The organism is Achromobacter pulmonis, from assembly GCF_002885955.2.
Taxonomy (GTDB): domain Bacteria; phylum Pseudomonadota; class Gammaproteobacteria; order Burkholderiales; family Burkholderiaceae_B; genus Achromobacter; species Achromobacter pulmonis_A.
Map to the genome: position 1 here is coordinate 160,958 of NZ_POQS01000008.1, position 24,899 is coordinate 185,856.

Here is a 24,899-nt window from a genome sequence, read left to right on the forward strand (position 1 = left end):
TGATGGACGCCTGCCGCCATGCCGGCGAACCAAGGAGCTTCCCATGCGCGCACCCGGTCCCGCCGCAGCGATCCTGCTGGCCGCCGTCCTGGCCCTTCCGGCCGCCATGTCCTCCGCCTGGGCGCGCACGCCCCAGGCGGCCGAAGACCTCAATCCCGAAGCCGCCAGCGGCACGCAGGCGCGCCAGCTGGCCCGCGCAAAGCATTTCATGATGGCCTCGGCCAATCCGCTGGCCACGCGCGCCGGCGACGAGATGCTGCGCCGCGGCGGCAGCGCGGTGGACGCGGCCATCGCGGCCCAGCTGGTGCTGAACCTGGTCGAGCCGCAATCGTCCGGCATCGGCGGCGGCGCCTTCATGGTGCTGTATACGGCCGGCGGCGGCGCCATCCAGACCTACGACAGCCGCGAGACCGCGCCCGCGGCCGCCCGCCGCGACCGCTTCCTCGACGCCGCGGGCAAGCCGCTGCCGTTCGCGCAGTCGGTCAACAACGGCATGGCGGTGGCCGTGCCGGGCCTGCTGCGCGGCCTGGAACTGGCGCACCGGGAGCACGGCGTGCTGCCCTGGGCCGAGCTGTTCCAGCCGGCGATCCGGCTGGCCGAGCAGGGCTTCGCCGTATCGCCGCGCCTGCACAAGCTGCTGGCGGGCAACAAGGAACTGCCCAGGCAGCAGGCCGCCGCGGCCTATTTCTACGCGCCCGACGGCTCGCCCTGGCCGGTCGGGCACATGCTGAAGAATCCCGAATTCGCGCGCACGCTGCGCGCGGTGGCGCAGCAGGGCGCGGACGCGTTCTACCAGGGCGAGATCGCGCGCGACATCGTCGCCGCGGTGCAGGGCCATGCCGTGCCCGGCGACCTCACCGAGGCCGACCTGGCCGCCTACCGCGCCGTCAAGCGCGATCCCGTCTGCGGCGCCTATCGCGGCTATCGCCTGTGCGGCATGGGGCCGCCCAGCAGCGGCCCGCTGGCCGTGCTGCAGATGCTGGGCGAACTCGAGCAATACCCCATCGGCCGCTACGCGCCGGGCAGCGTGGAGGCGGTGCATTACTTCTCCGAGGCCGGCCGGCTGGCGTTCGCCGACCGCGATTTCTACGTGGCCGACCCGTCCTTCGTGCAGGTGCCCGTGAACGCCTTGCTGGACCCCGCCTACCTGCGCGCGCGCGGCGCGCTGATACGGCCGGACCGCAGCATGAAGGTCGCCTTGCCCGGCGACCCCGAAGGCAAGCTGCTGTCGCTGGGCAAGGACGACGCGCTGGAGCTGCCCTCCACCAGCCATCTGGTGGCGGTCGACGCCAAGGGCAACGCGCTCAGCATGACGACCACCATCGAAAGCGAATTCGGCAGCAAGATCTTTGTGCGCGGCTTTCTGCTGAACAACGAGATGACGGACTTTTCCTCGTCCTACCAGGACCCCGAAGGCCGGCTCGTGGCCAACCGCATCGAACCCGGCAAGCGCCCGCGCAGCTCGATGGCGCCCATGATCGTGCTGCGCGACGGCAAGCCGTACCTGCTGGTGGGCTCGCCCGGCGGCAGCGCCATCATCAATTACGTCGCCAAGACGGTGGTGGGCGTGCTGGACTGGGGCCTGGACATCCAGGCCGCCATCGACCTGCCCAACATGGGCAGCCGCAACAAGGACACCGAACTCGAAAAAGGCACGCCGCTGGAGGCGCTGGCGCCCGAGCTCGAACGCATGGGGCATCCCGTGCGCATCACCGAGTTTCCCAGCGGCATCCACGGCATCGTGATCGGGCCCGAGGGGCTGCAGGGCGGGGCGGACCCGCGGCGCGAAGGCGTGGCGTCGGGCGGGTAGGATGGGTCACGCGCGTTCGAGATCCGGCGGCAATCTTCGCAGCGTCGCCGGCGTGCGCGACAGCTTGATCGGGGAGCCGACCCCGCGGTAGTCGCCCTGTTCCAGCACCATGCCGCGATGCCGGGTATGCGGGTGCGCCAGCGCCTGGTCCACGGTGAGCACCGCGGCGGCGGGCACGCCGTTGCGCAGCAGGCGGTCGGCCAGTTCGGCGGCGTCGAATCCGGCCAGCAGCGCCGACAGGTCGGCGCGCAGCGCCTGGCGGTTCCGCAGGCGGTCGGCGTTGGCGGCGTAGCGCGGGTCTTCGGCCAGCGCGGGCGCTTCCAGCGTCTGCGCCAGCAGCGCGAACTGGCGGTTGTTGCCCACCGCCAGGAAGATCGGGCCGCTGGCCGTGGGCAGGGTTTCGTAGGGCGCGATGTTGGGATGCGCGTTGCCGCTGCGCGCCGGCACCTTGCCGCTGTAGAAGTAGTTGGGAGCGTGCGGATGCAACAGCGACAGGGCGCAGTCGTACAGCGTGATATCGAGGAACTGGCCCAGGCCGCTGCGCACGCGCTCGTTGAGCGCGAGCAGGATGGCCACCGCCGCGTTCAGGCCCGTCACCATGTCCACCACCGGCAGGCCGACGCGGGTGGCTTCGCCGTCGGCCTCGCCGTTGACGCTCATCAGCCCGCACATGGCCTGGGCGCAGGCGTCGTAGCCCGGCAGGCCGCCCAGCGGCCCGTCGGCGCCGAAGCCGCTGACCCGGCAATGGATCAGCGCGGGGAATTCCTGTTTCAGCGTCTCGTATCCCAAGCCCCATTTCTCCAGCGTGCCGGGCTTGAAGTTCTCCACCAGCACGTCGGCGTCGGCCAGCAGCCGGCGCAGCAGCTCCTGGCCCGCAGGCTGCGACAGGTCCAGCGTCATGCCTTCCTTGTTGCGGTTCACGCCGACGAAGTAGGAGGCCGTGGCGCCCAGGAAGGGCGGCCCCCAGCCGCGCGTCTCGTCGCCGCCGGGCGGCTCGATCTTGAGCACGTCGGCGCCGTGGTCGGCCAGGATCTGCGTGCAATAGGGGCCGCCCAGCACGCGCGACAGGTCGATGACCTTGCAGCCGGCCAGGGCGCCGGCATTGGGGAGGGTTGCTGCCATGGAAAAGTCCTTCAGTCGATGGAGACGTGGGCGCTGGCGATGACGTCGCGCCACTTGGGCACTTCGGCCGTGATGAAGGCGGACAGGCCTTGCGGCGTCTTGTCCTGCGCCTCGACGATGCCCTGGCTGCGCAGCGTGTTGGCCACCTCGGGGTCGGCCAGCGCGCTCTGGAAGGCTTTGTTCAGGGTCTCCACGACCGGCGCCGGGGTATTTTTTGGCGCGACGATGCCGAAGAACACGCTGACGTCATAGCCCTTGAGGCCCTGTTCGGACAGCGTGGGCAGGTCGGGCAGGGCGTCGGAACGTTGCGCGCTGGCCAGGCCGATGGCGCGCAGCTTGCCGGCCTTGACGTAGGGCAGCGCGGTCAGGATGTCGGTGAACGACATGGACACCTGCCCGCCCAGCAGGTCGTTCAGCGCCGGGCCGGTGCCCTTGTAGGGAATGTGCATGATCTGGGTGCCGGCCATGCGGTTGAACAGAATGCCGGCCAGGTGCGAGGACGCGCCGTTGCCCGACGAGGCGTAGCTCAGCGCGTCCGGGTTTTTCTTGGCGTAGGCGATCAGTTCCTGCACGTTGGTGGCCGGCACCGACGGGTTCACCACCAGGATGTTGGGCAGGTGGCCGATACGGATGATGGGGGCGAAGCTGGTCTGCGGATCGTAGCCCTGCTTCTTGTACAGGCTGACGTTGATGGCCAGCGGCCCGGAAGTGCCGAACAGCAGCGTGTAGCCGTCGGGCTTGGCGTGGGCCACGTATTCCGAGCCGATATTGCCGCCCGCGCCGCTGCGGTTCTCGACGATGACGTTCTGCTTCAGCGGCTGCCTGAGCTTGTCGGCCAGGCGGCGCGCCAGGGCGTCGGTGGGGCCGCCGGGCGGGAAGGGCACGACCAGGGTGACCGGGCGTTCCGCGGGGAAGGCCTCGGCCGCCAGCGTGGGCGCCGCGGGCAGGGCCGCGGCGGCGGCCAGCAGCAAGGGGGCGAAGTAGCGGTTCATGTTTGTCTCCAGTGGTGGATGCGCGCCGGCTGTGCCGCCGGCGTCGGTTTACAGCGCGTATTGCAGGATTTCCCGGCAGGCGGCGCTTTCGTCGGGCGGGATGGCGTAGGGATCGCGCGGGCCCAGGCGATGCAGCAGCACCTGGTCGGCCAGCCTGGCGCGAGCGGCCAGCGCCGGGTCCGCGGCTTCCCAGCGCAGCGCGGCCAGGGACACCGCGTGGTACAGCAGCGACGCGGCCTGGCGCGCCAGCTCGGCGCGGTTTTCCCGCGCGGCGTGTTCGGCCAGCGCGTAGGTCTGTTCCAGCGCGCGGGCCTGCATGTCGGCCAGTTCGGGCGGGCAGGGCGCGCCCTCGGCCAGCAGGCGCTCGATGTGGGCGCGCAGCGCCGGCAGCGATTGTTCGCGCGTGATGGCGCGCAGCACGTCCAGCGCCACGATGTTGCTGGTGCCTTCCCAGATCGAGCCCAGATGCGCGTCGCGCACCAGGCGCGGTTCGGTCCACTCCTCGATATAGCCGCAGCCGCCGCGCACCTCCATGGCGTCGCCGGTCACTTTGCGGGCATCGCGGCAGGCGCGGAACTTGATGAGCGGGGTCAGGATGCGCGCCAGCGCCGGATCGCCGCCGCCCTGGTCGGCCTCGGCCAGCGCGCGCGCGGTCTGGAACATGACGCTGCGCGCCTGTTCGGTCCAGACCGTCATCTTGACCAGCTGGCGCTGCATCAGCGGCATGTCGATGAGCCGCTTGCCGAAGGCGCGGCGGTGCTGCGAGAAATACACCGCCTCGGTGACGGCGCGGCGCATCAGGCCGGCCGCGCGCATGCCGTTGGACAGGCGCGAGTTGTTGATCATGTCGGCCATCTGCTTGAAGCCGCGGCCGCGTTCGCCCACCAGCCAGGCCACGGCGCCTTCCAGGCGGATTTCGCCGCTGGCCATGGAGCGCGTGCCCAGCTTGTCCTTCAGGCGCAGGATGCGGTAGTGGTTGTGGCCGCCGCCGGGCAGGTCGCGCGGCAGCAGGAACAGCGACACCCCCTTCAGGCCGGGCTGCGGCTCGCTGCGGGCCAGCACCATGGCGTAGCCCGCGTCGGGGTTGGAGCAGAACCACTTGTCGCCCGACAGGCGCCAGCTGCCGTCGTCCTGCGGTTCGGCCGTGACCTCCGTGGCGCTGACGTCCGAACCCGCGCCTTGCTCCGTCATGAACATGGCGCCCTGGCGCAGCGCGTCGAAATCCTGCGTCGTCACCTGCGGCAGCACGCGCGCCACGAGGTCGGCGTCGCCGAACTTGCGCAGCGTGCGGGCCAGCGAATCGGTCATGCTGACCGGGCAGCACAGGCCGAACTCGGCCTGCACGAACAAATGGCTCAGCGCGTATTTGGCGGCGGCCGGCATGGGCTCGGGCCAGCCCAGCACCCCACCGCGGTGCGACAGCGCGGCCAGGCCGAACTCGCTGTAGGCCAGGCGTTCCAGTTCCACATAGGCCGGGTGCTTGTCGATGCGGGATTCGTCCTGGCCGGCGCGGCTGCGCACCGACAGCGTGGGCGGATGCTTGTCGGCCGTGGCGGCCAGCTCGTCCATCAGGCCGCCGGCCAGCTCGCCCAGCCGCTCCAGGTGCGGCAGCAGGTGCGCGTGCAGCGCCGGCGGCAGGTAGCGCCGGCACAGCGCCGCGGCATAGGGGTCGGCGTGGAACAGGTTCAGGCCGCGCGCATCCGGAATCGGGGTGGCGGCGGGCGTGGCGGTCTTGACGGGGGCATCCATGGCGGCATCCTGCGCAAAACGGGGGGATGCCTCATGGTGCTTGCCTGGATTAATCTATACAAATACTGTTTTGATTTAGAACAATCCAAAAAAAGTATAGATAGGCAAATCAAAGGGAACGCGCATGGATCTGGACCCGCGCCTGCTGCGGTATTTCATCGCCGTGGCCGAAGAGCGCCATTTCAGCCGGGCCGCCGTGCGGCTGCACATCTCGCAGCCGCCGTTGAGCTACGCCATCCGGCAGCTGGAGGAAAACGTCGGCGCGCGCCTGCTCAACCGCAGCAGCCGCCACGTGGAACTGACCGACGCGGGCCAGGTGCTGTACCGCGAGGCCCAGACCCTGCTGCGCCAGGCCGAGGACGTGCGCACGCTGGTGCAGCGGGTGGACGCCGGCCTGCGCGGCAGGCTGCGCATCGGTTTCGTGGGGTCGATGCTGTACCGCGGCCTGCCCGCCCTGCTCAATGCGATGCGGGCCGAGCTGCCCGACGTCGAGCATGTGCTGACCGAGCTGAACTCGCACGACCAGATCGAGGCGGTGCGCCGCGGCGAGCAGGATCTGGGCTTCATCCACGCCAACCCCCTGCCGCCGGGCGTGCAGGCGCGCGACCTGGTGGCCGAGCCTTTCGTGGTGTGCCTGCCGCAGGACCACCGGCTGGCCGGTCGCGAGTCGCTGCGGCTGGACGAACTGGCGGGGGACGATTTCGTGTTCTTCGCCCGCGCGGCCTCGCCCAGCTACTACGAGACGGTGCTGGCCATGTGCGTATCGGCCGGCTTCATGCCCGTGATCCGCCACGAGGTGCGGCACTGGCTGAGCGTGGCCTCGCTGGTTTCGCAAGGGCTGGGCGTGTCCATCGTGCCCGCCTGCCTGTCGCGCAGCGGCCTGGCGGGCACGCGCTTCATTGCCTTCGAGCACGCCGCGCGCTCGGTCAGCCAGGCGATCTGGCCGCAGGCCATGCGCACGCCGCTGCAGGAAAAAGCCCTGGAACTGGTGGCGCGGCACTATGCCGGGGCCGGGACATTGGGGGTACACTGACCCGGCCATGTCCTACCGATCGATCCAGCCGCTGACGCGCCGCAAGCGTTTCATTACCCGGCTGCGCCACTGCGGCCCTCCGGCGAAGCACTGAAACCCGTTCCAGGGCTTTTCGGTTTCTTCTCCGGAGTCGATCGTGGATCTTCCCTTTTCGTTTCGTCCGCGCCTCTTGAGCGCGTTGCGCGGTTACGACCGCATCCGTTTCGTGCAGGACCTGGGCGCCGGCCTCACGGTCGCCGTGGTCGCGCTGCCGCTGGCCATGGCCTTCGCCATCGGCTCGGGCCTCAAGCCGGAAGCGGGCCTGTTCACCTCCATCATCGCGGGCTTCCTGGTCGCCCTGCTCGGCGGCAGCCGGGTGCAGATCGGCGGGCCGGCGGGCGCGTTCATCGTCATCGTCTACGACATCGTGCAGCAGTACGGCGTGGCCAACCTCATTATCGCCACTGCGCTGTCCGGCGTGCTGCTGTTCGTGATGGGGCTGCTCAGGCTGGGCACGCTGGTGCGCTTCATCCCGGTGGCCGTCATTATCGGTTTCACCAACGGGATCGCGGTGCTGATCGCGCTGTCGCAGGTCAAGGACTTCCTGGGCCTGGCGATCCCCGAGATGCCGGGCGATTTCTTCGGCATCCTGGGCGCGCTGGGCAGCCACCTGTCCTCCTTCAATCCCTGGGCCGCGGGCGTGGCGGTGGCGTCGCTGGCGCTCATCGTGGCCTGGCAGCGCTGGCTGCCGAAATGGGGCGGACCCAGGGCCGCGCCGCTGGCGCGGGTGCCGGGCTCCATCGTCGCGCTGGTGCTGGCTACGGCCGCGGTGGCCCTGTTCGGCCTGCCGGTGGAGACCATAGGCAGCCGCTTCGGCGGCATACCGGCGGCGCTGCCGGACTTCACGCTGCCGGCGTTCAGCTGGGAATCGGCCCGCTACCTGCTGATGCCCACGATCACGCTGGCGCTGCTGGGCGCGATCGAATCGCTGCTGTGCGCGCGGGTGGCCGACGGCATGATCGGCGACCGCCACGACCCCAACCAGGAACTGATGGCGCAGGGCATCGCCAACTTCGCCACGCCGTTCTTCGGCGGCATGCCGGCCACCGGCACCATCGCCCGCACCGTGACCAACGTGAAAAGCGGCGCCACCAGCCCGATCGCGGGCATGACGCACGCCGTGGTGCTGCTGCTGGTGATCCTGGTGGCCGCGCCGCTGGCGTCTTCCATCCCGCTGGCCACGCTGGCGGCCATCCTGATGTTCGTGGCCTGGAACATGGGCGAGTGGCGCGAATTCGCGCGCCTCAAGACCTACCGGCTGCCTTACCGCGTGACGCTGCTGTCGGTGTTCCTGCTGACGGTGGTGTTCGACCTGACGGTGGCGGTGCAGTTCGGCATCTTCGCCGCCTGCCTGACCTTCATCTACCGCATTTCCAGCCTGTCGCGCGCCGAACGCCTGACGCCGGCCGAGCAGCCGGCGCTGGCCGGGCTGGAGGCGCAGGTGGCGGTATGGCGGCTGTACGGCACCGTGTTCTTCGGCGCGACCAAGCTGGTGGAGTCGCTCGAGGACCATTTGCCGGCGCGCGCGCTGGTGCTGGACCTGAAGAACGTGATCTACGTGGACTCGACCGGGGCCGAGGCGCTGGAAAGCCTGAGCCGGGCCTGCGAGACGCGCGGCGTGCGGCTGATGGTCTCGGGCCTGCTGGGCCAGCCGCTGGACATCGTGCGCCGCGTCGGCCTGTACCAGCGGCTGCTGGGCGACCTGCGGCCGGACGTGGCCGGCGCCACGGCGGCGGCCGTGGCGCTGGCCCGGGGGGAGCGGCAGGATTCCTAGCGGAACACCACCGTCTTGCTGCGGTTCAGCAGGATGCGGTGTTCGACGTGGCTGCGCACGGCGCGCGACAGCACCAGGGATTCGATGTCGCTGCCGACCTGGGTCAGGTCCTGGGCGGTCATCGTGTGGTCCACGCGCTCGATGTCCTGGTCGATGATGGGGCCTTCGTCCAGGTCCGAGGTCACGTAGTGGGCGGTGGCGCCGATGATCTTGACGCCGCGGGCGTGCGCCTGGTGATAGGGGCGGGCGCCCTTGAAGCTGGGCAGGAAGCTGTGGTGGATGTTGATGGCGCGGCCGTTGAGCGCGCGGCACATGTCCTCCGACAGGATCTGCATGTAGCGGGCCAGCACCACCAGGTCGATGTTTTCCTGCTCGACCAGGGCCAGCACCTGGCGCTCCTGCTCGGCCTTGGTGTCGGGCGTGACCGGCAGGTGGTGGAACGGGATGCCGTAGGAGGCCGCCAGGCCGGCGTAGTCGTTGTGGTTCGACACGATGGCCGCCACTTCGGCGTGCAGGTGCCCGCTGTGCACGCGGAACAGCAGGTCGTTCAGGCAGTGGCCCTGCCTGCTGACCATGATGAGCAGGCGTTCCTTGCGGCGCGCGTCGTGCAGCTTCAGCTCCATGCCGTATTCCTCGGACATGGGCGCCAGGCGGGCGCGCAGGTCGGCGGCGGCCACGCCGGCCGGCGCGTCGAAGTGCACGCGCAGGAAGAAGCGGCCGGTTTCCTCGTCGCCGAACTGCTGCGAATCCAGGATGTTGCAGCCCAATTCGAACAACAGGCCGCTGACGCGGTACACGATGCCCGTGCGGTCGGGGCAGGACAGGGTCAGGATGTAGTCGTTGTGCTGCATGTGCGTAAGAAAGGGCTGAATGGGAAATCGTGGAGGTCAGGCGGCCAGGCGGGCCAGGGTTTCTTCGGCCAGGGCCAGGCTGGCCGTCAGGCCGGGAGATTCGATGCCGAACAGGTTCACCAGGCCGGGCACGCCGTGCGCGGCCGGGCCGGCGACGACGAAGTCGGCCGCCGGTTCGTGCGGGCCGGAGATCTTGGGCCGGATGCCGGTGTAGCCGGGCGCCAGCGCGCCGTCGGGCAGGGCCGGCCAATAGCTGCGCACGGCCGCGTAGAACACGTCGGCGCGGGCCGGATCGAGCGTGTAGTCCTCGACGCCGATCCATTCGGTGTCGGGACCGAACTTGGCCTGCCCGCCCATATCCAGCGTCAGGTGCACGCCCAGGCCGGCATGCTGCGGCACCGGGTAGATCAGGCGCGAAAAGGGCGCGCGGCCGGACAGCGTGAAATAGCTGCCCTTGCACAGGTAGTCGGCCGGGATGCTGGCGGGCGGCACGCCGTCGATGCGGCGCGCCAGCGCCGGCGCATGCAGGCCGGCCGAATTGATCAGCACGTTGCAGCTCAGGCTCATGGCCTCGTCGCCGCCGAACTGCAGCTCGAAGCCGCCCTCGGGGCGCGCGCGGCCCGACACCAGCGGGGTGTGGAACACGCACTGGGCGCCCGCGTTCTCGGCGTCGCCCTGGTACGACAGCATCAGCGCGTGGCTGTCCACGATGCCGGTGGACGGCGAGGACAGCGCGGCCGCGCATTGCAGCGCCGGCTCCAGGCGCATGGCGTCTTCGCCCGACAGGAACTGCAGGTCGTCCACGCCGTTGGCGCGGGCGCGCTGCGCGATGCTTTCCAGCTGCGCGGCCTGTTCGGCGTCCGCGGCGACGATGAGCTTGCCCAGACGCTTGTGCGGCACGCCGCGTTCGGCGCAATAGGCGTACAGCAGGTGCTTGCCGCGCACGCACAGGCGGGCCTTGAGGCTGCCCGCCGGATAGTAGATGCCCGCGTGGATGACTTCGGAGTTGCGCGAGCTGGTGCCGGTGCCGATGGCCTCGGTGGCCTCGGCCACCAGCACTTCGCGCCCGGAGCGGGCCAGCGCCCGCGCGATCGCCAGGCCCACCACGCCCGCGCCGATGACGACGCAATCGATATCTGCGCTCATGGGCTACCCCTTTTTTTCCGCGCGGTCGCCGGCCGGCGTCAGGTCGAAGCCGCCGGCATGGAAGACCAGCGGCGGCTCGGCGCTATGGCCGCAGCGCTCCACCTCGCCCACCATGATGATGTGATCGCCTTCGACGTAGCGGCTGCGGTTGTGGCATTCGAACCAGGCCGCGCAGTGGCCGTCCAGCATGGGCGTGCCGCCGGGCGCGCGGTGCACCGGCAGCCCGGCGTAGCGGTCCGGGGTCTTGCCGGTGGCGAAGCGGCGCGCCAGCGCGATCTGTTCGGCGCCCAGCACGTTGACGACGTAGCGCTCGCACTGCTCGAAGGCCGCCAGCGAGGACGAGCCGCGCGACAGGCTCCACAGCACCAGCGGCGGGTCCAGCGACACGGAGTTGAAAGAGCTCACCGTCAGCCCGATGGGCGCGCCGTCCAGGCCGGCGGTCGTCACGACGGTCACGCCCGTGGCGTAGCGGCCCAGCGCGGTGCGGAAAAAAGCAGCGTCAAAATCAGGGGAGGAGGCGGTCATGCAATCATGGATAGGGGGCGCGCCCGGCATCAGGGCGACAGGCGTTCGATCTTCCAGGCCGGGCCGTCGGCGACGTAGCGCAGGCGGTCGTGCAGCCGCGAAGGCCGGCCCTGCCAGAATTCGAAGGCGGTGGGCTTCAGGCGGTAACCGCCCCAGTGCGGCGGGCGCGGCGGCGCGTCGCCGTAGCGTTCGCGGAATTCCTGTTCACGGGCTTCCAGCTCTTCGCGGGTGATCGGCTGGCTCTGGCGCGAGGCCCAGGCGCCGATGCGCGAGCCTGCGGGCCGGCTGTGATAGTAGGCGTCCGACTCCTCGGCGGGGACTTTTTCGACCACGCCTTCGATGCGGACCTGGCGCTCCAGCGGCTGCCAGAAAAACAGCAGGCTGGCGCGCGGCTCGGCCTGCAGGTCCAGGCCCTTGCGCGATTCGTAGTTGGTGAAGAAGGTGAAGCCGCGCTCGTCGAATCCCTTGACCAGCACGATGCGCGCGCTGGGCTGGCCGTGGGCGTCCACCGTGGCCAGGGTCATGGCGTTGGGCTCGGGCACCTTGGCGGCCAGGGCCTCGTCGAACCAGAGCGCGAATTGCGCGAACGGCGAAGCCAGGGCCTGGCTTTCGAGCAGGACATGCTTCTCGTAGCTTTGACGCAGATCAGAGACGGACATGGGAGTAAGGGTCAGCGTTGATAACAGGAAGTTTATACCGCTTGGGCGACTGTCCCTATATTGACCCTGCTCAGGCCGCCGGCAAGCGCCGTCCGGCGGCGCGGCGGCGGCTTCAGGCGCCTTCCGGCAACGGGTGCCCTTCCTGCTCGAGCCGGCGCGCGATGGCGTCCAGGCGGGCGTCGTGGATGCCCGCGGCGCGCAGCGCCTGGGCGGTCTGCACCACGTAGTCGGTGCAGGGGCCGTAGCGGCCGGCGGCGCGGCGCACGATGGCCAGCAGTTCCGGTTCGGGCAGCGCCCGGATGTAGGCCGGATTGTCGCGGTTCATGATGAAGACCAGCGCCCGGACGTTGCCGACGTCGGTGGTGCAGTTGATCCAGCGCGGCAGATAGGCGCCGGTGGACATTTCGCGCTCCCAGAGCGCCGGGAAGTAATTGGGCACCTGGCTGCCGGCGAGCCGGTAGACCACGCCGCGGCAGGAGCCGCCCCGGTCCAGGCCGAACACCAGGCCCGGGCATTCCGGCGTGCCGCGGTTGACGCGCGACCACAGGCACAGCGCCCGGTGATGGCCGCGCAGCGTGGCCAGCCGGCGCTCCACGAAGTCGAAGTCGGGGCGCCAGATCAGCGATCCGTACCCATATACCCATACGTCCTCGCCCGACTGCCAGTGACGCAAGGCCTCGTCCAGGGAGGCCTGCCGCTCTTCGGGGGTCCAGAGGCGAAACGGCAGGCTGGCGCCGGAGGGAGTGGGGGATGGGGTATTCACGGCTTACGGTCGGATTCGATCGGGGGATTGCGATTGGCCCAGCCGCCGGCCATCAGCGCCAGCGAATAGGCCCAGAACAGCGGGGCCACGCCAATTACCGCACCGAGCGCGCCGAAGGTCAACGGCAGGGAAACCTGGGAACCGTTGATCAAGGCCATGCGCAGGCCCACGGCCTCGGCCGCGCGCCCCGGGGGCGAGTGCTGGTGCAGCAGAGACAGCATGCTCGGCTGGCAACAGCCCAGGGCCAGCCCCAGGATGAAAGACAGCACGATCAGCACGGTAACGTCGGTGAACAGCGGGTAAAGCATGAAGTCGATGGCGGCCGTGGCCATGGCCGCGCGGACCAGCGTCCAGGAACGGACCCGGCGCTGGATCAAGGGCAATACCAGGCGAATGACGAAAGTTGCCGCCGCAAACGAAGCAAGAATGACCCCGATGGTGGTGGCCGACAGGCCGATGGCCACGCCGAAGATGGGCACGACGAACAAGTGGGTGTCCCAGGCGCCGGACAAGATGGTGTTCACCATCAGGATGCGGCGCAGCGCCGGCACGGCCAGCAATTCGGTGACGCGGCGGCGTTCGGCCTCTTTTGCGCCGGAAAGCAGCGCATCTGCCGCCTTCAATTGGTGACGCAGCATGTAAAGCCCGCCCGCCGACAGCAGCGGGCCCAGGGCCAGCAGCCCGAAGGCCAGGCGCGTGCCCAGGTGGTCGATGGCCAGGCCGGCGATCAGCGGGCCGGAGAAGCCCGAACCGGCCAGCGCCAGCGACATGAAGGAGAAATTGCGCAGGCGCTGCGCGGGTTCGGCATGGCCGAGCAGGTCCTGGGTGGCCACCTGGTGCAGCATGAAGCCGATGCCGATACAGCACGAGGCGATGAGCAGCGCCAGCTGCGTCTGGAAGACAAAGGGCAGCAGGGTGCCGACGGCGACCAGCGAGGTGCCCAGCACCAGCGGGCGGACGATGCCGACCCGGTCCACCCAGCGCCCGGCGCGCACCGAGAACAGCATGGGCAGGACGGCGAAGACCGCGACCAGCGTGCCGACCTTGAAGGTGGACAGCCCCATCTGCAGCGCCGTCAGCGAGACAGTAATGCGTCCCCCTGTCAGCGCCACGTGATTCATCATGGCCAGCACGCACAAGAGCGCCGCCCCGGAAAACTCCGGGGAACCTGGGGAAGAAGAGGGGGATCTAGGGGAACTGGACACGGCCACGACGTAACTGCAGCCATTCTGTCCCCAACGTCTACCAATGTCGAGGCAAGCTTGTTTTGCGCTGCCGCAAACGGTGGCGTGTAGGGGTTTCACGATAGGCATCATGTAGAGGCAAACTCCGGGGCTTATGGTGCAAGATGCCGGCGTGTTCGGCGCTTCTGGGCGCATTCAGCATGAGTATCCGCCGAAGCCGAACGCTGTATCGTTCTCACAACGGAACAATCAGACTGGTCCGGCCGCATCTTGCGGCTTTACGGTTTTTCACGGTTTCGACACAGATTGGCCATGGTTTGGGCCGGCCATGCGTTTAGGATGCACACATCGCGCCGGGGCCCGTCCCCGGCCCGCAACGCAATACCGGCACGGGCGCCGTCCCGCGCCCCATCCGACAGGTTCAATGAAAAAGTCCCGCAGCAAATTCAAACGCAACCTTCTGATCGTCGTCCTGGTCCTGCTCGCCGGCTTCGCGGTGCGGGCCGCATTTTTCTCGGCGCCGCCGCCGCCCACCTTCGGGGTGGCCGAAGTGACCCGCGCCAATATGGAAGACAGCGTGCTGGCCAGCGGCACCATAGACGCGATCGAGCGGGTCAGCGTGGGCGCCCAGGTCTCCGGCCAGCTGAAATCCCTCAAGGTGGCGCTGGGCGACCGGGTCAAGAAGGGGCAGCTGGTGGCCGAGATCGACGACCTGACCCAGCAGAACGAACTGCGCAACGCCGAAGCCGCCCTGCAGACGCGGCGCGCCGAAAGGGCCGCCAAGGTCGCCATGCTGAAGCAGGCCGAGCTGGCCTTCCGCCGTCAGCGGCAGATGCTGGCCGCGGACGCCAGTTCGCGCGAAGCCTACGAGAACGCCGAGGCCACGCTGGGCGTGACCCGCGCCGAGATCGCGTCGCTGGACGCCCAGATCGCGCAGGCCGAGATCCAGGTGGACACGGCCCGGGTCAACCTGGGCTACACCCGCATCGTCTCGCCTATCGACGGCGTGGTGGTGGCGGTCGTCACCAAAGAGGGCCAGACGGTCAACTCGATCCAGAGCGCGCCCACCATCATCAAGGTGGCGCAGGTGGACACCATGACGGTCAAGGCCCAGATCTCGGAAGCCGACGTGACCCGCGTCAAGCCCGGCCTGCCGGTCTACTTCACCATCCTCGGCGAGCCGGACGAACGCTACCACGCCACGCTGCGCGCGGTGGAGCCGGCGCCGGACTCCATCCAGAAGGAAGACGCGGCCTCGTCGCTGACCGGCTCGTCCAACGGCAATTCCACCAGCGCCGCCGTCTATTACAACGGCCTGTTCGACGTGCCCAATCCCGACGAGAAGCTGCGCATCTCGATGACGGCGCAGGTCTTCATCGTGCTGGGCGAGGCCAAGAACACCGTGGTGGTGCCGTCCTCGGCCCTGGGCAAGCGCGGCGAGGACGGCCGCTACGCCGTGCGCGTGGTGCTGAAGGACAACAAGACGGAAGAGCGCCAGGTCCGCATCGGCATGAACAACAACGTCCAGGCGCAGGTGCTGGAGGGGCTGGAGGTGGGCGAGCGCGTGGTGTCGGCCGAAGCCGCCCCGGCCGTCCCGGGGGCCTGAGATGAGCGGTCCTCTCATCGAGCTGGCCGGCGTGCGCCGCGAATTCCCCGCGGGCGAGCAGACCATCGCCGTGCTGAAGGACGTGGACCTGTCCATCGAGGCCGGCGAAATGGTGGCCATCGTCGGCGCATCCGGCTCGGGCAAGTCCACGCTCATGAACATCCTGGGATGCTTGGACCGGCCCACCCGCGGCGAATACCGGGTGGGCGGGCGCAGCACCGGGGCGCTGGACCCGGACGAACTGGCCGAACTGCGCCGCGAGCACTTCGGCTTCATTTTCCAGCGCTATCACCTGCTGTCGGACCTGAGCGCGCTGGGCAACGTGGAAGTGCCGGCCGTCTATGCCGGCAAGCGGCGCGAGGCGCGCCTGGCGCGCGCCGAGACGCTGCTGGAACGCCTGGGGCTGGGCGAGCGAGCCGGGCATCGTCCCGGCCAGCTGTCCGGCGGCCAGCAGCAGCGCGTCAGCATTGCGCGGGCGCTGATGAACGGCGGCGACATCATCCTGGCCGACGAGCCGACCGGCGCGCTGGACACGCACACCGGCCAGGAGGTGCTGCGCATCCTGGAAGAGCTGAACGCCGCGGGGCACACCATCATCATCGTGACCCACGACATGAGCGTGGCGCGCCATGCCCAGCGCATCATCGAGATCAGCGACGGCGAGATCGTGTCCGACCGGCGCAATCCCGACGCCGCGCGCCCGCAGGCCGCCCGCGACGAGCCGCCGGCGCTGGCGCAGCGGCCCGCGTGGCAGGCCTATCTGGACCGCTGCGGCGAAGCCCTGCGCATGGCGCTGCTGGCCATGAACGCGCACCGGCTGCGCACGTCGCTGACCATGCTGGGCATCATCATCGGCATCGCGGCGGTGGTTTCGGTGGTCGCGCTGGGCGAGGGCTCGCGCCGCAAGATCCTGGACGACATCAGCGAGATCGGCACCAACACCGTGGAGATCTTCCCGGGCAAGGACTTCGGCGACGAGAAGGCGGTCAACATCCGCACGCTGGTGGCGGCCGACGCCGACGCGCTGGCGCGCGAGTCCTATGTGGACAGCGTGACGCCGGAGGTCTCCACCAGCAGCACGCTGCGCTACCGCAACGTGTCGGTCAACGGCTCCATCCAGGGCGTGGGCGAACAGTACTTCAGGGTGCGCGCCATCAAGCTGGCGCAGGGCAAGTTCTTCGACGGCGTCAGCGTGACGCGGCGCGCCCAGGAAGTGGTGATCGACGACGGCACGCGCCGCAAGCTGTTCGGCTCGCACACCGATCCGATCGGCCAGGTGGTGTTCCTGGGCTCCATGCCGGCGCGCGTGATCGGCGTGACCGAGAAGAAGGACACCGTGTTCGGCAGCAACGACACGCTCAACGTCTGGATACCCTACACCACGGCGCTGTCGCGGGTGCTGGGCCAGCAGCATCTCAAGAGCATCACGGTGCGGGTCAACGACGCCACGCCGCCGGCCGCCGCCGAGCAGGCCATCGTGCGCCTGCTGACGCGGCGCCACGTGACCAAGGACTTCTTCGTGTTCAACACGGACGCGATCCGCAAGACCATCGAACGCACCACGGCCACCATGACGCTGCTGGTGTCGATGATCGCGCTGATTTCGCTGATGGTGGGCGGCATCGGCGTCATGAACATCATGCTGGTGTCGGTCACCGAGCGCACCCGCGAGATCGGCGTGCGCATGGCGGTGGGCGCGCGGCGCAGCGACATCATGCAGCAGTTCCTGATCGAGGCGGTGCTGGTGTGCCTGATCGGCGGGGCGATCGGCATCCTGCTGTCGCTGGGCCTGGGCGTGCTCGTGTCCAAGGCCACGGGCGGCTCGTTCCAGATGATCTATTCGACGGCGGCGATGGTGGCGGCGTTCACCTGCTCGACGCTGATCGGCGTGCTGTTCGGCTATCTGCCGGCGCGCAATGCGGCGCGCCTGGACCCCGTAGAGGCCCTGGCGCGCGAATGAGGATGACGATGGCGGTTTCTTTCCTACGCAAACCCGCGGCCCTGACGCTGCTGCTCGCGCTGGCCGGCTGCGGCAGCCTGCTGCGCAGCGACTACGAAACGCCGGCGGTCAGGCTGCCCGCGGCGTGGTCCCATGACGGCCAGGCGCCCGGCGCCGGGACCGTGGCGCAGTCCCAGGGCGGCGCCTGGTGGCGCAATTTCAACGACCCGGTGCTGACCGGTCTGGTCGAGGGCGCGCTGGCGCGCAACAACGACCTGGCCGCCGCCGCCATCCGCGTGCGCCGGGCGCAATACCAGGCGGGCCTGTCCGAAACCCAGCTGTGGCCGCAGCTGGGCGGCAGCGCCAACGTCACCCGCACCCGCACGCTAAGCGGGGACCGCATGACCACGCGCAGCAACGCGGCCGAGCTGACCGTCAGCTACGAAGCCGACCTGTGGGGCAAGCTGTCGCGCCAGCGCGACGCCGCGCAATGGGCGGCCGAGGCGACCGAGCAGGACCGCCAGAGCGCGGCGCTGTCGCTGGTGGGCACCACCGCCACGCTGTACTGGCAGACCGCGTTCATCAACCAGCGCATCGCCAGCAGCGAACAGAGCATCGCCTACGCCCGCAAGACCCAGGACCTGGTGCGCGCGCAATACGCCGCCGGCGGCGCGTCCGCGCTGGAACTGGCCGAAGCCGAACAGACCGTGGCCAGCCAGCAGGCCGCGCACGCGCTGCTGGTGCAGGCGCGGGTCGAGTACGCGAACGCGCTGGCGATCCTGTTCGACGGCCCCCCCGACCGCAGCATGGCCAACCCCGCCCGCCTGCCGCAGTACCCGCTGCCCGAGGCCCGCGCCGGCGTCCCCGCCGACCTGCTGGGCCGCCGCCCCGACCTGCGCGCCGCCGAACTCCGCCTGCGCCAGGCCCTGGCCACCGCCGACGCCACCCGCGCCAGCTTCTATCCCCCCTTGACCCTGACCGGCGCCCTGGGCAGCGCCAGCCCGACGCTGTCCAACCTCCTGCAAAATCCGATAGGCACCCTGGGCGCGGGCCTGACGCTGCCGTTCCTGCAATGGAACCAGATGCAGCTCAACATCAAGATCTCCCAGGCCGACTACGAGGAACGCGTGGTCACGTTCCGCCAGTCGCTCTACCAGGCGATGGCGGACGTCGAAAACGCGCTGTCCAACCGCACCCAACTGGCGCTTCAGGCCGAACAGCTCGACGCCTCGCTGCAGGCGGCGCGCCAGGCCGAATCCTTGTACGAAATCCGTTACCGGGCGGGGGCGGTGTCGCTCAAGGACTGGCTGGACGCGCAGGAGAAACGCCGAATCGCGGAAGTGGCGCGGGACGAGAACATGCTGAACCGGCTGGTGAATCAGGTGACCGTTTATCAGGCGCTTGGTGGGGATGATGTGGTTGCAGCGGACGCTGCTGGTTCTTGACCCTCGCCGTCGGCGACCGAAACCATCGGCATGCGCGCAGCGTCATCATGGCATTCCAAGACATCCATATGCCAAAGAAGGCCGCCCGCGCGGCCGTCTTTGGCGTCCTGTAAAGATCTCCCACCACCATCCCGCCAGGGAGAAGAATGCCAAGCAAGCCGTCCTCCCCAGCGACCGGTAAATTGCAGCCGCTGGAGCCCGGTGCGGCGGTGGCCCGGGGGGAGCGGGGCGTCGATAAGCCCGAGGGAAACCGTAGGGAGCCGAAGGCGGACGAGGTTGACGAAGGGGAAGTCCGGAGCGAAGGCTCCGGACCGCAATCGTGGCCCCGCTCCCCCCGGGCCGCCGCCGTGCCGGGCGTCTAAAGAAGTACAAACTCCAACGACGACCACCCCCAATCCCAGACAACTATAAAATCCTCCCCCATGAACTCCCTGGATTCCCCCCCCGATCTGGCCCGCCGCTTCGGAAGTCTGTCGCGTTTGTATGGCCCCGAAGCCCCGGCCCGCCTCCAGAACTCGCATGTGGCGGTGGCGGGGTTGGGCGGCGTCGGCTCCTGGACCGTCGAGGCCCTGGCGCGCTGCGGCGTCGGCGCGCTCACGCTGATCGACCTCGACCACATCGCCGAATCCAACGTCAACCGGCAGATCCACGCGCTCACCTCCACCCTGGGACAATCCAAGGTCGAGGCCATGGCCGAACGCGTACTGGCCATCAATCCCGAATGCCGCATCACCCGCGTCGACGACTTCGTCTCGCCCGACAACGTGGCCGACGTCCTGCCCGGCCCCTACAGCGTCATCGTCGACTGCACCGACCAGGCCGCCGCCAAGATCGCCATGATCCTGCACGCGCGCGCGCTCGGCGTGCCCATGCTGCTGTGCGGCGGGGCCGGCGGCAAGACCGATCCGCTGGCCTTGCGCGCCGGCGATCTGTCGGCGGCCGTCAACGACGCGCTGCTCGCCAAGCTGCGCAACAAGCTGCGCCGGGAGCACGGGTTCGCGCGCGCCAGCGACCGGCATGGGCGCGCCCTGAAGCGCGTGCCCAAGATGGGCATCCACGCCTTGTGGTTCGACCAGCCGGCCATCCTGCCCGACGCCTGGACCCGTCCCACCGAGGGCGAGGACGACATGGGCGCGGCCGGCCAGGCGCCGGCGCCGCAAGGGCTGTCCTGCGCCGGCTACGGTTCGGTCGTGACGGTCACCGCGGCGATGGGCATGGCCGCGGCCAACGAGGCCTTGCGCCTCGCGCTCTGATCTTCAAAGCGCCACGAACACCACGCCGTCCTCGATCCTGACGGGATAGGTCGCGAGGTTGTCGCGCAGCGGCGAGCACAGCGCCCGGCCGTCGCGCACGTCGAAGCGGCCCTGGTGCAGCGGGCACTCGATTTCGTGCCCGGTCAGGAAACCGTCGCACAGCCGCGCGCTACCGTGCGTACAGAGGTTGTCGGTGGCGTAGACCTCGCCGTCCACGCCGTACAGCGCGATCTCGCGCCCTCCGGCCTCCACGGCGATCACGTCTTCCTGCGGCACGTCGGCCAGCGCGATGGCCTTGATCCATTGCATGCTCATTGTGGCGTCCTGTCAGATGGGATAGATAAGTGAATTCGGCACCAGCTCGCTGTCGAAGATGCACAGCCTGGATTCGAACTTCAGGCCGTCGGGGCCGCGCCGCACCACGTCCAGGTAGCGGCCCACGTTGAACACCGTGGTCAGCTGGCTGGGCTTGGTGCGGAACACGGCGTAGTTGGCTTCCGATTCGATGCGGTCGCCCTGCACCGACAGCACGCGCGGCGCGCCCACCACGTGGCGCTGGTAGTAGGGATCGTGGAAGATCGTGTCGGTGGCGCCGTAGATGCGGTCCTTGAGCATGCCGCGGCTTTCGAACGCCATGGTCGCCAGCGGATAGCCGCGCTCGTGGTTCTCGCGCGGCAGCACCTTGTAGACGCATTCCTCCAGGAAGAAATCGGGCCACTTCTCCCATTCCTCGGCGTCCAGCGCGGCGGCGTAGTCGTTGTACAGGCAGGTCAGTTGGTAATAGAGCGGAAAGTCCAGCATCTCAGGCCTCCATGACGCGGCGCCAGTACGCGTACATGCCGCGGATCAGCGTCTCGGTCACCATGTGGTCGGTGTTCTCGGCCGTCTTGCCGCCCAGCTCCGCCACGCTGCGGTGCCAGGGCTTCTGCTCGAAGCCGGCCTGCGAGAATTCGATGACCTCGCCGTCGTCGGCCGACACGAAGCCCGCGGGGCCGAACAGATTGGCCTGGCGCAGCCGGCGGCGCGTCATCTCGGGGCTGTCGTCGGCGAAGCCGAAATGCGTCCAGACGAAATCGAAGGCGTCGTGGCCCACCGGCTGGATGTGGCGGGTGGACAGCGAATTGACCTGCTGCTGGATGATGACGCTGGGAAACAGCGTCATCAGCACGGCGGTGGGGCCGTTCCACCACGGCTCGGGCACGATGTCCAGGAAGCGGTCGTCGTTCAGCGACATCTGCTCCTTGAAGCTGGAGACGCCGCTGGTCACGCTGCCCTTGCCGCCCTGGCCGCGCGTGGAGATCATGGCGGCGTGGCGGAAATGGCCGTCCATCTTCAGTTCGGAGCGGTTGTCCGCCCGCCACAGGCCAAAGGTGACGAACCAGGTGTGCAGCAGCCCCGGATGGTAGGGGTCCTTGATGTTCTCCTGCATCAGCTTCCAGTTGCCCGGGATGCGCTGGCGGCTGTAGCCGTGGATCACCAGTTCGCGGCCGTCGAAGACGCGGTCGAAGTAGTGCAGGATGTCCGGCCCCAGGTAGTCCTCCAGCGGCTCCACGTCGTGGTCGAAGGAGGCGAACACCACGCCGTTGCGGCAGGCCACGGCCAGCTTGGTCAGGCCGTGCTCCTCGGGCTTGAAGTCCGGCGGCATGCCGCCGTTGACGCGGCCGTCCTGCTTGACGCCGCGGCGAAACGGCACGCCGATCAGGTTGCCCTGCAGGTCGTAGTTCCATTGGTGGTAAGGGCAGACGAATTCGCTGCGGTTGCCGGCGCGCTCGCGGCAGAACTGCACGCCGCGATGGGCGCAGACGTTCTCCACCACGCGCACCTGGCCGTCGTTGTCGCGCAGCAGGATGACCGAGCGTTCGCCCACGGCGGTGCGCTTGAAGTCGCCCGGCCGCGGGATCTCGGCCTCCAGGCCCACGTAGCACCAGTGCGAACGGTAGAAGAAGCGCTCCATCTCGCGCTGGTGCAGCGCGGCGTCGGTATAGACGCCGAAGGGGATGCGGTGGGAGCCGTCGCCCTGCCAGGGCGGCACGAATTCGAGCGGGCTTTCGGCGGCGGTTGTGCTCATACAGGACTGCATGGCGGGTCTCCTTGGTTCGGCGGGCCAGTGCGGCCCGGCAGAGCCGGCGCGGCATGGGCGCAGGCGTTTGCTGCATGATCGGGCAGCACGCGAAATAAATAAATAGAATCTGCTTGATGAGATAAATCACCAGAATCAATATTGGTGGAGACAAGCGCATGAACCTGCAAGACGTGGACCTGAATCTGCTGGTCGTCTTCAACGAGCTGCGCAGGCACGGCCGGGTCGCGGCCGTGGCCGACAGCCTGGGCATTTCGCAGCCGGGGGTCAGCAACGCGCTGGGCCGGTTGCGCAAGCTGCTGGGAGACGAGCTGTTCCTGCGGACCTCGCGCGGCATGGTGCCCACGCCCTATGCCGAGTCGCTGGCGCGGCCGATCGCCGACGCCCTGGACGCGCTGCACAGCACGCTGAACGCGCGCGCGGCCTTCGATCCCGGCCATAGCGAACGCGCCTTCGTGATCGGCGTGAACGACGTGGGCGAGACTTACTTCCTGCCCAGGCTGATGCGCGCGCTGGAACGCGCGGCGCCGGGCGTGACCGTGCGCACGGTGCGCACGACCTCGATCGACGTGAAGGACGAGATGGAGCGCGGCCGGATCGACCTGGCCATGGGCTTTCTGCCTGCGCTGAAAAGCGGTTTCTTCCAGCGGCTGCTGTTTCGCCAGCCGTATGTGTGCATCTTCCGGCGCGACCATCCGCTGGCCCGCACCGGGGTTTCGGCCCGCCAGTTCCGCGCGGCCGAACAGGTGGCCATCGTGTCGGAGGGTACCGGCCACGGGGTGGTGGACGAGGTGATCGCGCGCGCCGGCATCCGTCGGCGCGTGCGCCTGACGGTGCCGCATTTCATGGCGGTGGGGCCGGTGCTGGCCGCCACCGACATGATCGCGGTGGTGCCGCGGCGTTTCGCGGACTGCGCCTGCGGGCCGTTCGGCCTGGCCACCGCGGCCTGTCCGGTGAAGATTCCGGAGTCGGTGATCAACGTGTTCTGGCACGCCCGCAACCACCGCGATCCGGCCAATCAATGGCTGCGGCAGGTGGTGGTGGACGAGTTCGCCGACTGAGGCGCGGCGCGGACCTCAGCGGCTGCGCAGGGTGACCGGGAACCAGCCGCGCAAGGCGTTGGACAGACGGATTTCCTCGGCGGCGTGCAAGTCGGCCAGGGACAGCACGCGCTCTTCGACGCGGCCCGTGTCCAGCAGTTCGGCGCGCTGCACGCCGGGCAGGCAGCCGCAGTCCACCGGCGGCGTGTACCAGTCGCCGTCCAGCCGCAGGTAGACATTGCTGCGGCTGCCTTCGCACAGCTCGCCGCGCTCGTTCAGGTAGAGCAGGTCGAATATGTGCGGATGCGAGGGCAGCCATTCTATGGTCTTGGTGTACCAGGGCCGGTAGGTGGTTTTGTAGCGCAGCAGCGGTTCGGAGGCGCGCAGCGCCTCGGGCGCCAGCATGGCTTCCTGGGCGGGCGCCAGCGGGGGCAGGGGAGCGGTCTGGATGCTGCGGCTGCCGTCGCGCGCCACCAGCAGGCGCAGGCGGTGCGGTCCCGGCGTGGACAGGCCCAGCGCGGTGATCATGATGTCGCCCTCGACCGCGCGCCCGCCCCAGGCGTAGCCCAGCGCCTGGCATGAGGCTTCGAGCCGGGCGAGATGGCGGGCCAGCAGCGGCACGCGGCGTTCGGCGTCGACCAGGATGGTCTCGATCAGTTCGGGTTGCATGGGACTCCCCTGGTGCACATGAGCGGCCGATGGCCGCGCTCTATCCTACTACCGCCGCGCCCGTCCCGGGCGTTCAGGCCCGCAAAATCCGGGCTTTCCAGTGGCATTCCTGCCATTCCTCGGCGGGGTCCGAATCCTGCACGATGCCGCCGCCCACGCTGTAGACGCCGCGGCCGTCGGCCTGCAGCACCAGGGTGCGGATCGCCACGTTCAGCGAGAAATCGCCGTCCGGGGCCAGCCAGCCGATGCTGCCGCAGTACAGGCCGCGCGGCGCCGCCTCCATCTGGCGGATGCGGCGCATGGCCGCGACCTTGGGCGCGCCGGTGATGGAGCCGCAGGGAAACAGCGCGCGCAGCACGTCCTCCAGGCCGGCGCGCGGGGCCAGCGCGGAAACGGTGGAGGTCATGGTCCAGACGGTGGGATAGCGTTCCAGCGAAAACAGCGCGTCCACCCGCACCGAGCCCGGTTCGGCCAGCCGGCCCAGGTCGTTGCGCAGCAGGTCCACGATCATCAGGTTCTCGGCGCGGTTTTTTTCGCTAGCCAGCAGCGCCTGGCCGAGCCGTTCGTCCTCGGCCGGGTCGGCGTGGCGCGGGGCCGTGCCCTTCATGGGCCGCGTGGTCAGGCGCGGGCCGTCGCGGCGCACGAACAGCTCGGGCGAAAACGACAGCACCGTGCGCGCGCCGTCCTGGATGAAAGCGCCGTGCGCCACCGGGTTGCGCGCCGCGATGCGCCGGTACAGCGTGGCGGGATCGCCCTGGTGGCGCAGGTCCAGCGGCTGGGTGAAATTCAGTTGGTACAGCTCGCCGGCGCCGATCAGTTCGCGCACCGCTTCGATCCGGCGTGCGTAGTCGGGCTCGGTCATGCGCGGCGCGGGCAGGCTGATGGACGCGGCGGGGCTGCCGGCGTCCGGGGCGTCCCAGGGCGCCTCGTCGATGGCGCGTTCGAACACCAGCGCGGTCAGGCGCGCCTGGCCGTCGTCGCGCGGCGCAGTCCAGGGGCCGGAGGGCGGGGCCTGCGTGGCTTCCGGCAGCAGCCATTCGCCCAGTTCGTAGTCCAGCAGCAGCGCCACCCAGCGGCCCTGGCGCCGCGCCGCCTCGATGGCGGCCAGCGCCGGCCCTACTTCGGCGGCGGCGCGCGCCTCGATGCGGGCGCAGTAGCCCTCGAATCGCAACGCGCGGCCGGCCAGCCGGTCTTCAAAACGACATTCCATGCTTTTACTG

22 protein-coding genes are annotated in these 24,899 nt (G+C 69.3%); 8 read left to right on the forward strand and 14 right to left on the reverse strand.

Translation table 11 applies throughout. The features are described from left to right. Positions 1 to 43 precede the first annotated feature (43 nt). Positions 44 to 1,810, forward strand: a complete 1,767-nt coding sequence (ggt, locus tag C1I89_RS27265) for a gamma-glutamyltransferase (RefSeq protein WP_181391068.1) — start codon at positions 44 to 46, stop codon at positions 1,808 to 1,810. 6 nt (positions 1,811 to 1,816) lie between these two features. Here the strand turns inward: ggt and C1I89_RS27270 are convergent, their stop codons facing one another. Genes C1I89_RS27270 through C1I89_RS27280 form a run of 3 tightly spaced genes read right to left on the reverse strand, consistent with a single transcriptional unit; the run spans position 1,817 to position 5,673 of the window. Next, entirely contained in the window at positions 1,817 to 2,932 is a 1,116-nt protein-coding gene (locus C1I89_RS27270; protein ID WP_102775508.1) for a CaiB/BaiF CoA transferase family protein, read from the reverse strand. A gap of 11 nt (positions 2,933 to 2,943) precedes the next feature. After that, on the reverse strand, positions 2,944 to 3,924 hold the full coding sequence (locus C1I89_RS27275; protein WP_102775509.1) for a Bug family tripartite tricarboxylate transporter substrate binding protein: 981 nt from the start codon (positions 3,922 to 3,924) through the stop codon (positions 2,944 to 2,946). 48 nt (positions 3,925 to 3,972) lie between these two features. Next, entirely contained in the window at positions 3,973 to 5,673 is a 1,701-nt protein-coding gene (locus tag C1I89_RS27280) for an acyl-CoA dehydrogenase family protein (protein WP_102775510.1), read from the reverse strand. Positions 5,674 to 5,797: 124 nt separating this feature from the next. Here C1I89_RS27280 and C1I89_RS27285 point away from each other — a divergent pair, with 124 nt between their 5' ends. Next, the gene (locus C1I89_RS27285) at positions 5,798 to 6,706 is read left to right on the forward strand and encodes a LysR family transcriptional regulator (RefSeq protein WP_102775511.1); all 909 of its coding nucleotides are present in this window, start codon (positions 5,798 to 5,800) and stop codon (positions 6,704 to 6,706) included. Between the two features lie 136 nt (positions 6,707 to 6,842). Then, positions 6,843 to 8,519, forward strand: coding sequence for a SulP family inorganic anion transporter (locus C1I89_RS27290; RefSeq protein WP_102775512.1), 1,677 nt, complete (start codon positions 6,843 to 6,845; stop codon positions 8,517 to 8,519). Here C1I89_RS27290 and purU read toward each other — a convergent pair. From purU to C1I89_RS27320, 6 genes are all read right to left on the reverse strand, one after another. Beyond that, positions 8,516 to 9,370 carry a formyltetrahydrofolate deformylase gene (gene purU, locus C1I89_RS27295; RefSeq protein ID WP_102775513.1) on the reverse strand — a complete coding sequence of 285 codons (855 nt, stop codon included), beginning with the start codon at positions 9,368 to 9,370 and terminating at the stop codon, positions 8,516 to 8,518. The genes C1I89_RS27290 and purU overlap by 4 nt on opposite strands. Before the next feature lie 36 nt (positions 9,371 to 9,406). After that, entirely contained in the window at positions 9,407 to 10,516 is a 1,110-nt protein-coding gene (locus C1I89_RS27300; RefSeq protein WP_102775514.1) for an NAD(P)/FAD-dependent oxidoreductase, read from the reverse strand. 3 nt (positions 10,517 to 10,519) lie between these two features. After that, complete coding sequence (locus tag C1I89_RS27305) at positions 10,520 to 11,041, reverse strand: flavin reductase family protein (protein WP_102775515.1); 522 nt, start codon at positions 11,039 to 11,041, stop codon at positions 10,520 to 10,522. A gap of 29 nt (positions 11,042 to 11,070) precedes the next feature. Then, entirely contained in the window at positions 11,071 to 11,700 is a 630-nt protein-coding gene (gene pdxH / locus C1I89_RS27310) for a pyridoxamine 5'-phosphate oxidase (protein WP_102775516.1), read from the reverse strand. Positions 11,701 to 11,812: 112 nt separating this feature from the next. Continuing rightward, on the reverse strand, positions 11,813 to 12,463 hold the full coding sequence (locus C1I89_RS27315; RefSeq protein WP_102775517.1) for a gamma-glutamylcyclotransferase: 651 nt from the start codon (positions 12,461 to 12,463) through the stop codon (positions 11,813 to 11,815). Further along, complete coding sequence (locus C1I89_RS27320; RefSeq protein WP_168202233.1) at positions 12,460 to 13,587, reverse strand: MFS transporter; 1,128 nt, start codon at positions 13,585 to 13,587, stop codon at positions 12,460 to 12,462. The genes C1I89_RS27315 and C1I89_RS27320 overlap by 4 nt, the downstream gene beginning before the upstream one ends. 484 nt (positions 13,588 to 14,071) lie before the next feature. Between C1I89_RS27320 and macA the strand changes: the two genes are divergently transcribed. From macA to C1I89_RS27340, 4 genes are all read left to right on the forward strand, one after another. Then, complete coding sequence (gene macA / locus C1I89_RS27325; protein ID WP_102775518.1) at positions 14,072 to 15,253, forward strand: macrolide transporter subunit MacA; 1,182 nt, start codon at positions 14,072 to 14,074, stop codon at positions 15,251 to 15,253. Between the two features lies 1 nt (position 15,254). After that, the gene (locus tag C1I89_RS27330) at positions 15,255 to 17,213 is read left to right on the forward strand and encodes a MacB family efflux pump subunit (protein ID WP_102775519.1); all 1,959 of its coding nucleotides are present in this window, start codon (positions 15,255 to 15,257) and stop codon (positions 17,211 to 17,213) included. A gap of 8 nt (positions 17,214 to 17,221) precedes the next feature. Continuing rightward, positions 17,222 to 18,637, forward strand: coding sequence for an efflux transporter outer membrane subunit (locus tag C1I89_RS27335; RefSeq protein WP_440130669.1), 1,416 nt, complete (start codon positions 17,222 to 17,224; stop codon positions 18,635 to 18,637). A gap of 422 nt (positions 18,638 to 19,059) precedes the next feature. Next, the gene (locus C1I89_RS27340) at positions 19,060 to 19,890 is read left to right on the forward strand and encodes a tRNA threonylcarbamoyladenosine dehydratase (RefSeq protein ID WP_102775521.1); all 831 of its coding nucleotides are present in this window, start codon (positions 19,060 to 19,062) and stop codon (positions 19,888 to 19,890) included. 3 nt (positions 19,891 to 19,893) lie between these two features. Here C1I89_RS27340 and C1I89_RS27345 read toward each other — a convergent pair whose 3' ends face one another. Genes C1I89_RS27345 through C1I89_RS27355 form a run of 3 tightly spaced genes read right to left on the reverse strand, consistent with a single transcriptional unit; the run spans position 19,894 to position 21,958 of the window. Continuing rightward, a complete protein-coding gene (locus tag C1I89_RS27345) occupies positions 19,894 to 20,205 on the reverse strand; it encodes a non-heme iron oxygenase ferredoxin subunit (protein ID WP_102775522.1) in 312 nt (103 codons plus the stop codon). A gap of 12 nt (positions 20,206 to 20,217) precedes the next feature. Further along, a complete protein-coding gene (locus C1I89_RS27350; protein WP_102775523.1) occupies positions 20,218 to 20,691 on the reverse strand; it encodes an aromatic-ring-hydroxylating dioxygenase subunit beta in 474 nt (157 codons plus the stop codon). A 1-nt stretch (position 20,692) separates the two neighbouring features. Next, positions 20,693 to 21,958 (reverse strand): aromatic ring-hydroxylating dioxygenase subunit alpha, encoded by a 1,266-nt coding sequence (locus C1I89_RS27355; RefSeq protein WP_102775524.1) that lies wholly within the window; start codon positions 21,956 to 21,958, stop codon positions 20,693 to 20,695. Positions 21,959 to 22,128: 170 nt separating this feature from the next. Here C1I89_RS27355 and C1I89_RS27360 point away from each other — a divergent pair, with 170 nt between their 5' ends. Beyond that, positions 22,129 to 23,031: a LysR family transcriptional regulator gene (locus tag C1I89_RS27360; protein ID WP_102775525.1), complete on the forward strand. Its 903-nt coding sequence runs from the start codon at positions 22,129 to 22,131 to the stop codon at positions 23,029 to 23,031. Positions 23,032 to 23,046: 15 nt separating this feature from the next. On the opposite strand, the gene C1I89_RS27365 is transcribed toward C1I89_RS27360, so the two are convergent. Together C1I89_RS27365 and C1I89_RS27370 are read right to left on the reverse strand one after the other, a co-directional pair. Further along, entirely contained in the window at positions 23,047 to 23,679 is a 633-nt protein-coding gene (locus C1I89_RS27365) for an aminotransferase class IV family protein (RefSeq protein ID WP_102775526.1), read from the reverse strand. Between the two features lie 73 nt (positions 23,680 to 23,752). Then, on the reverse strand, positions 23,753 to 24,889 hold the full coding sequence (locus tag C1I89_RS27370) for an aminodeoxychorismate synthase component I (RefSeq protein WP_102775527.1): 1,137 nt from the start codon (positions 24,887 to 24,889) through the stop codon (positions 23,753 to 23,755). Positions 24,890 to 24,899 lie beyond the last annotated feature (10 nt).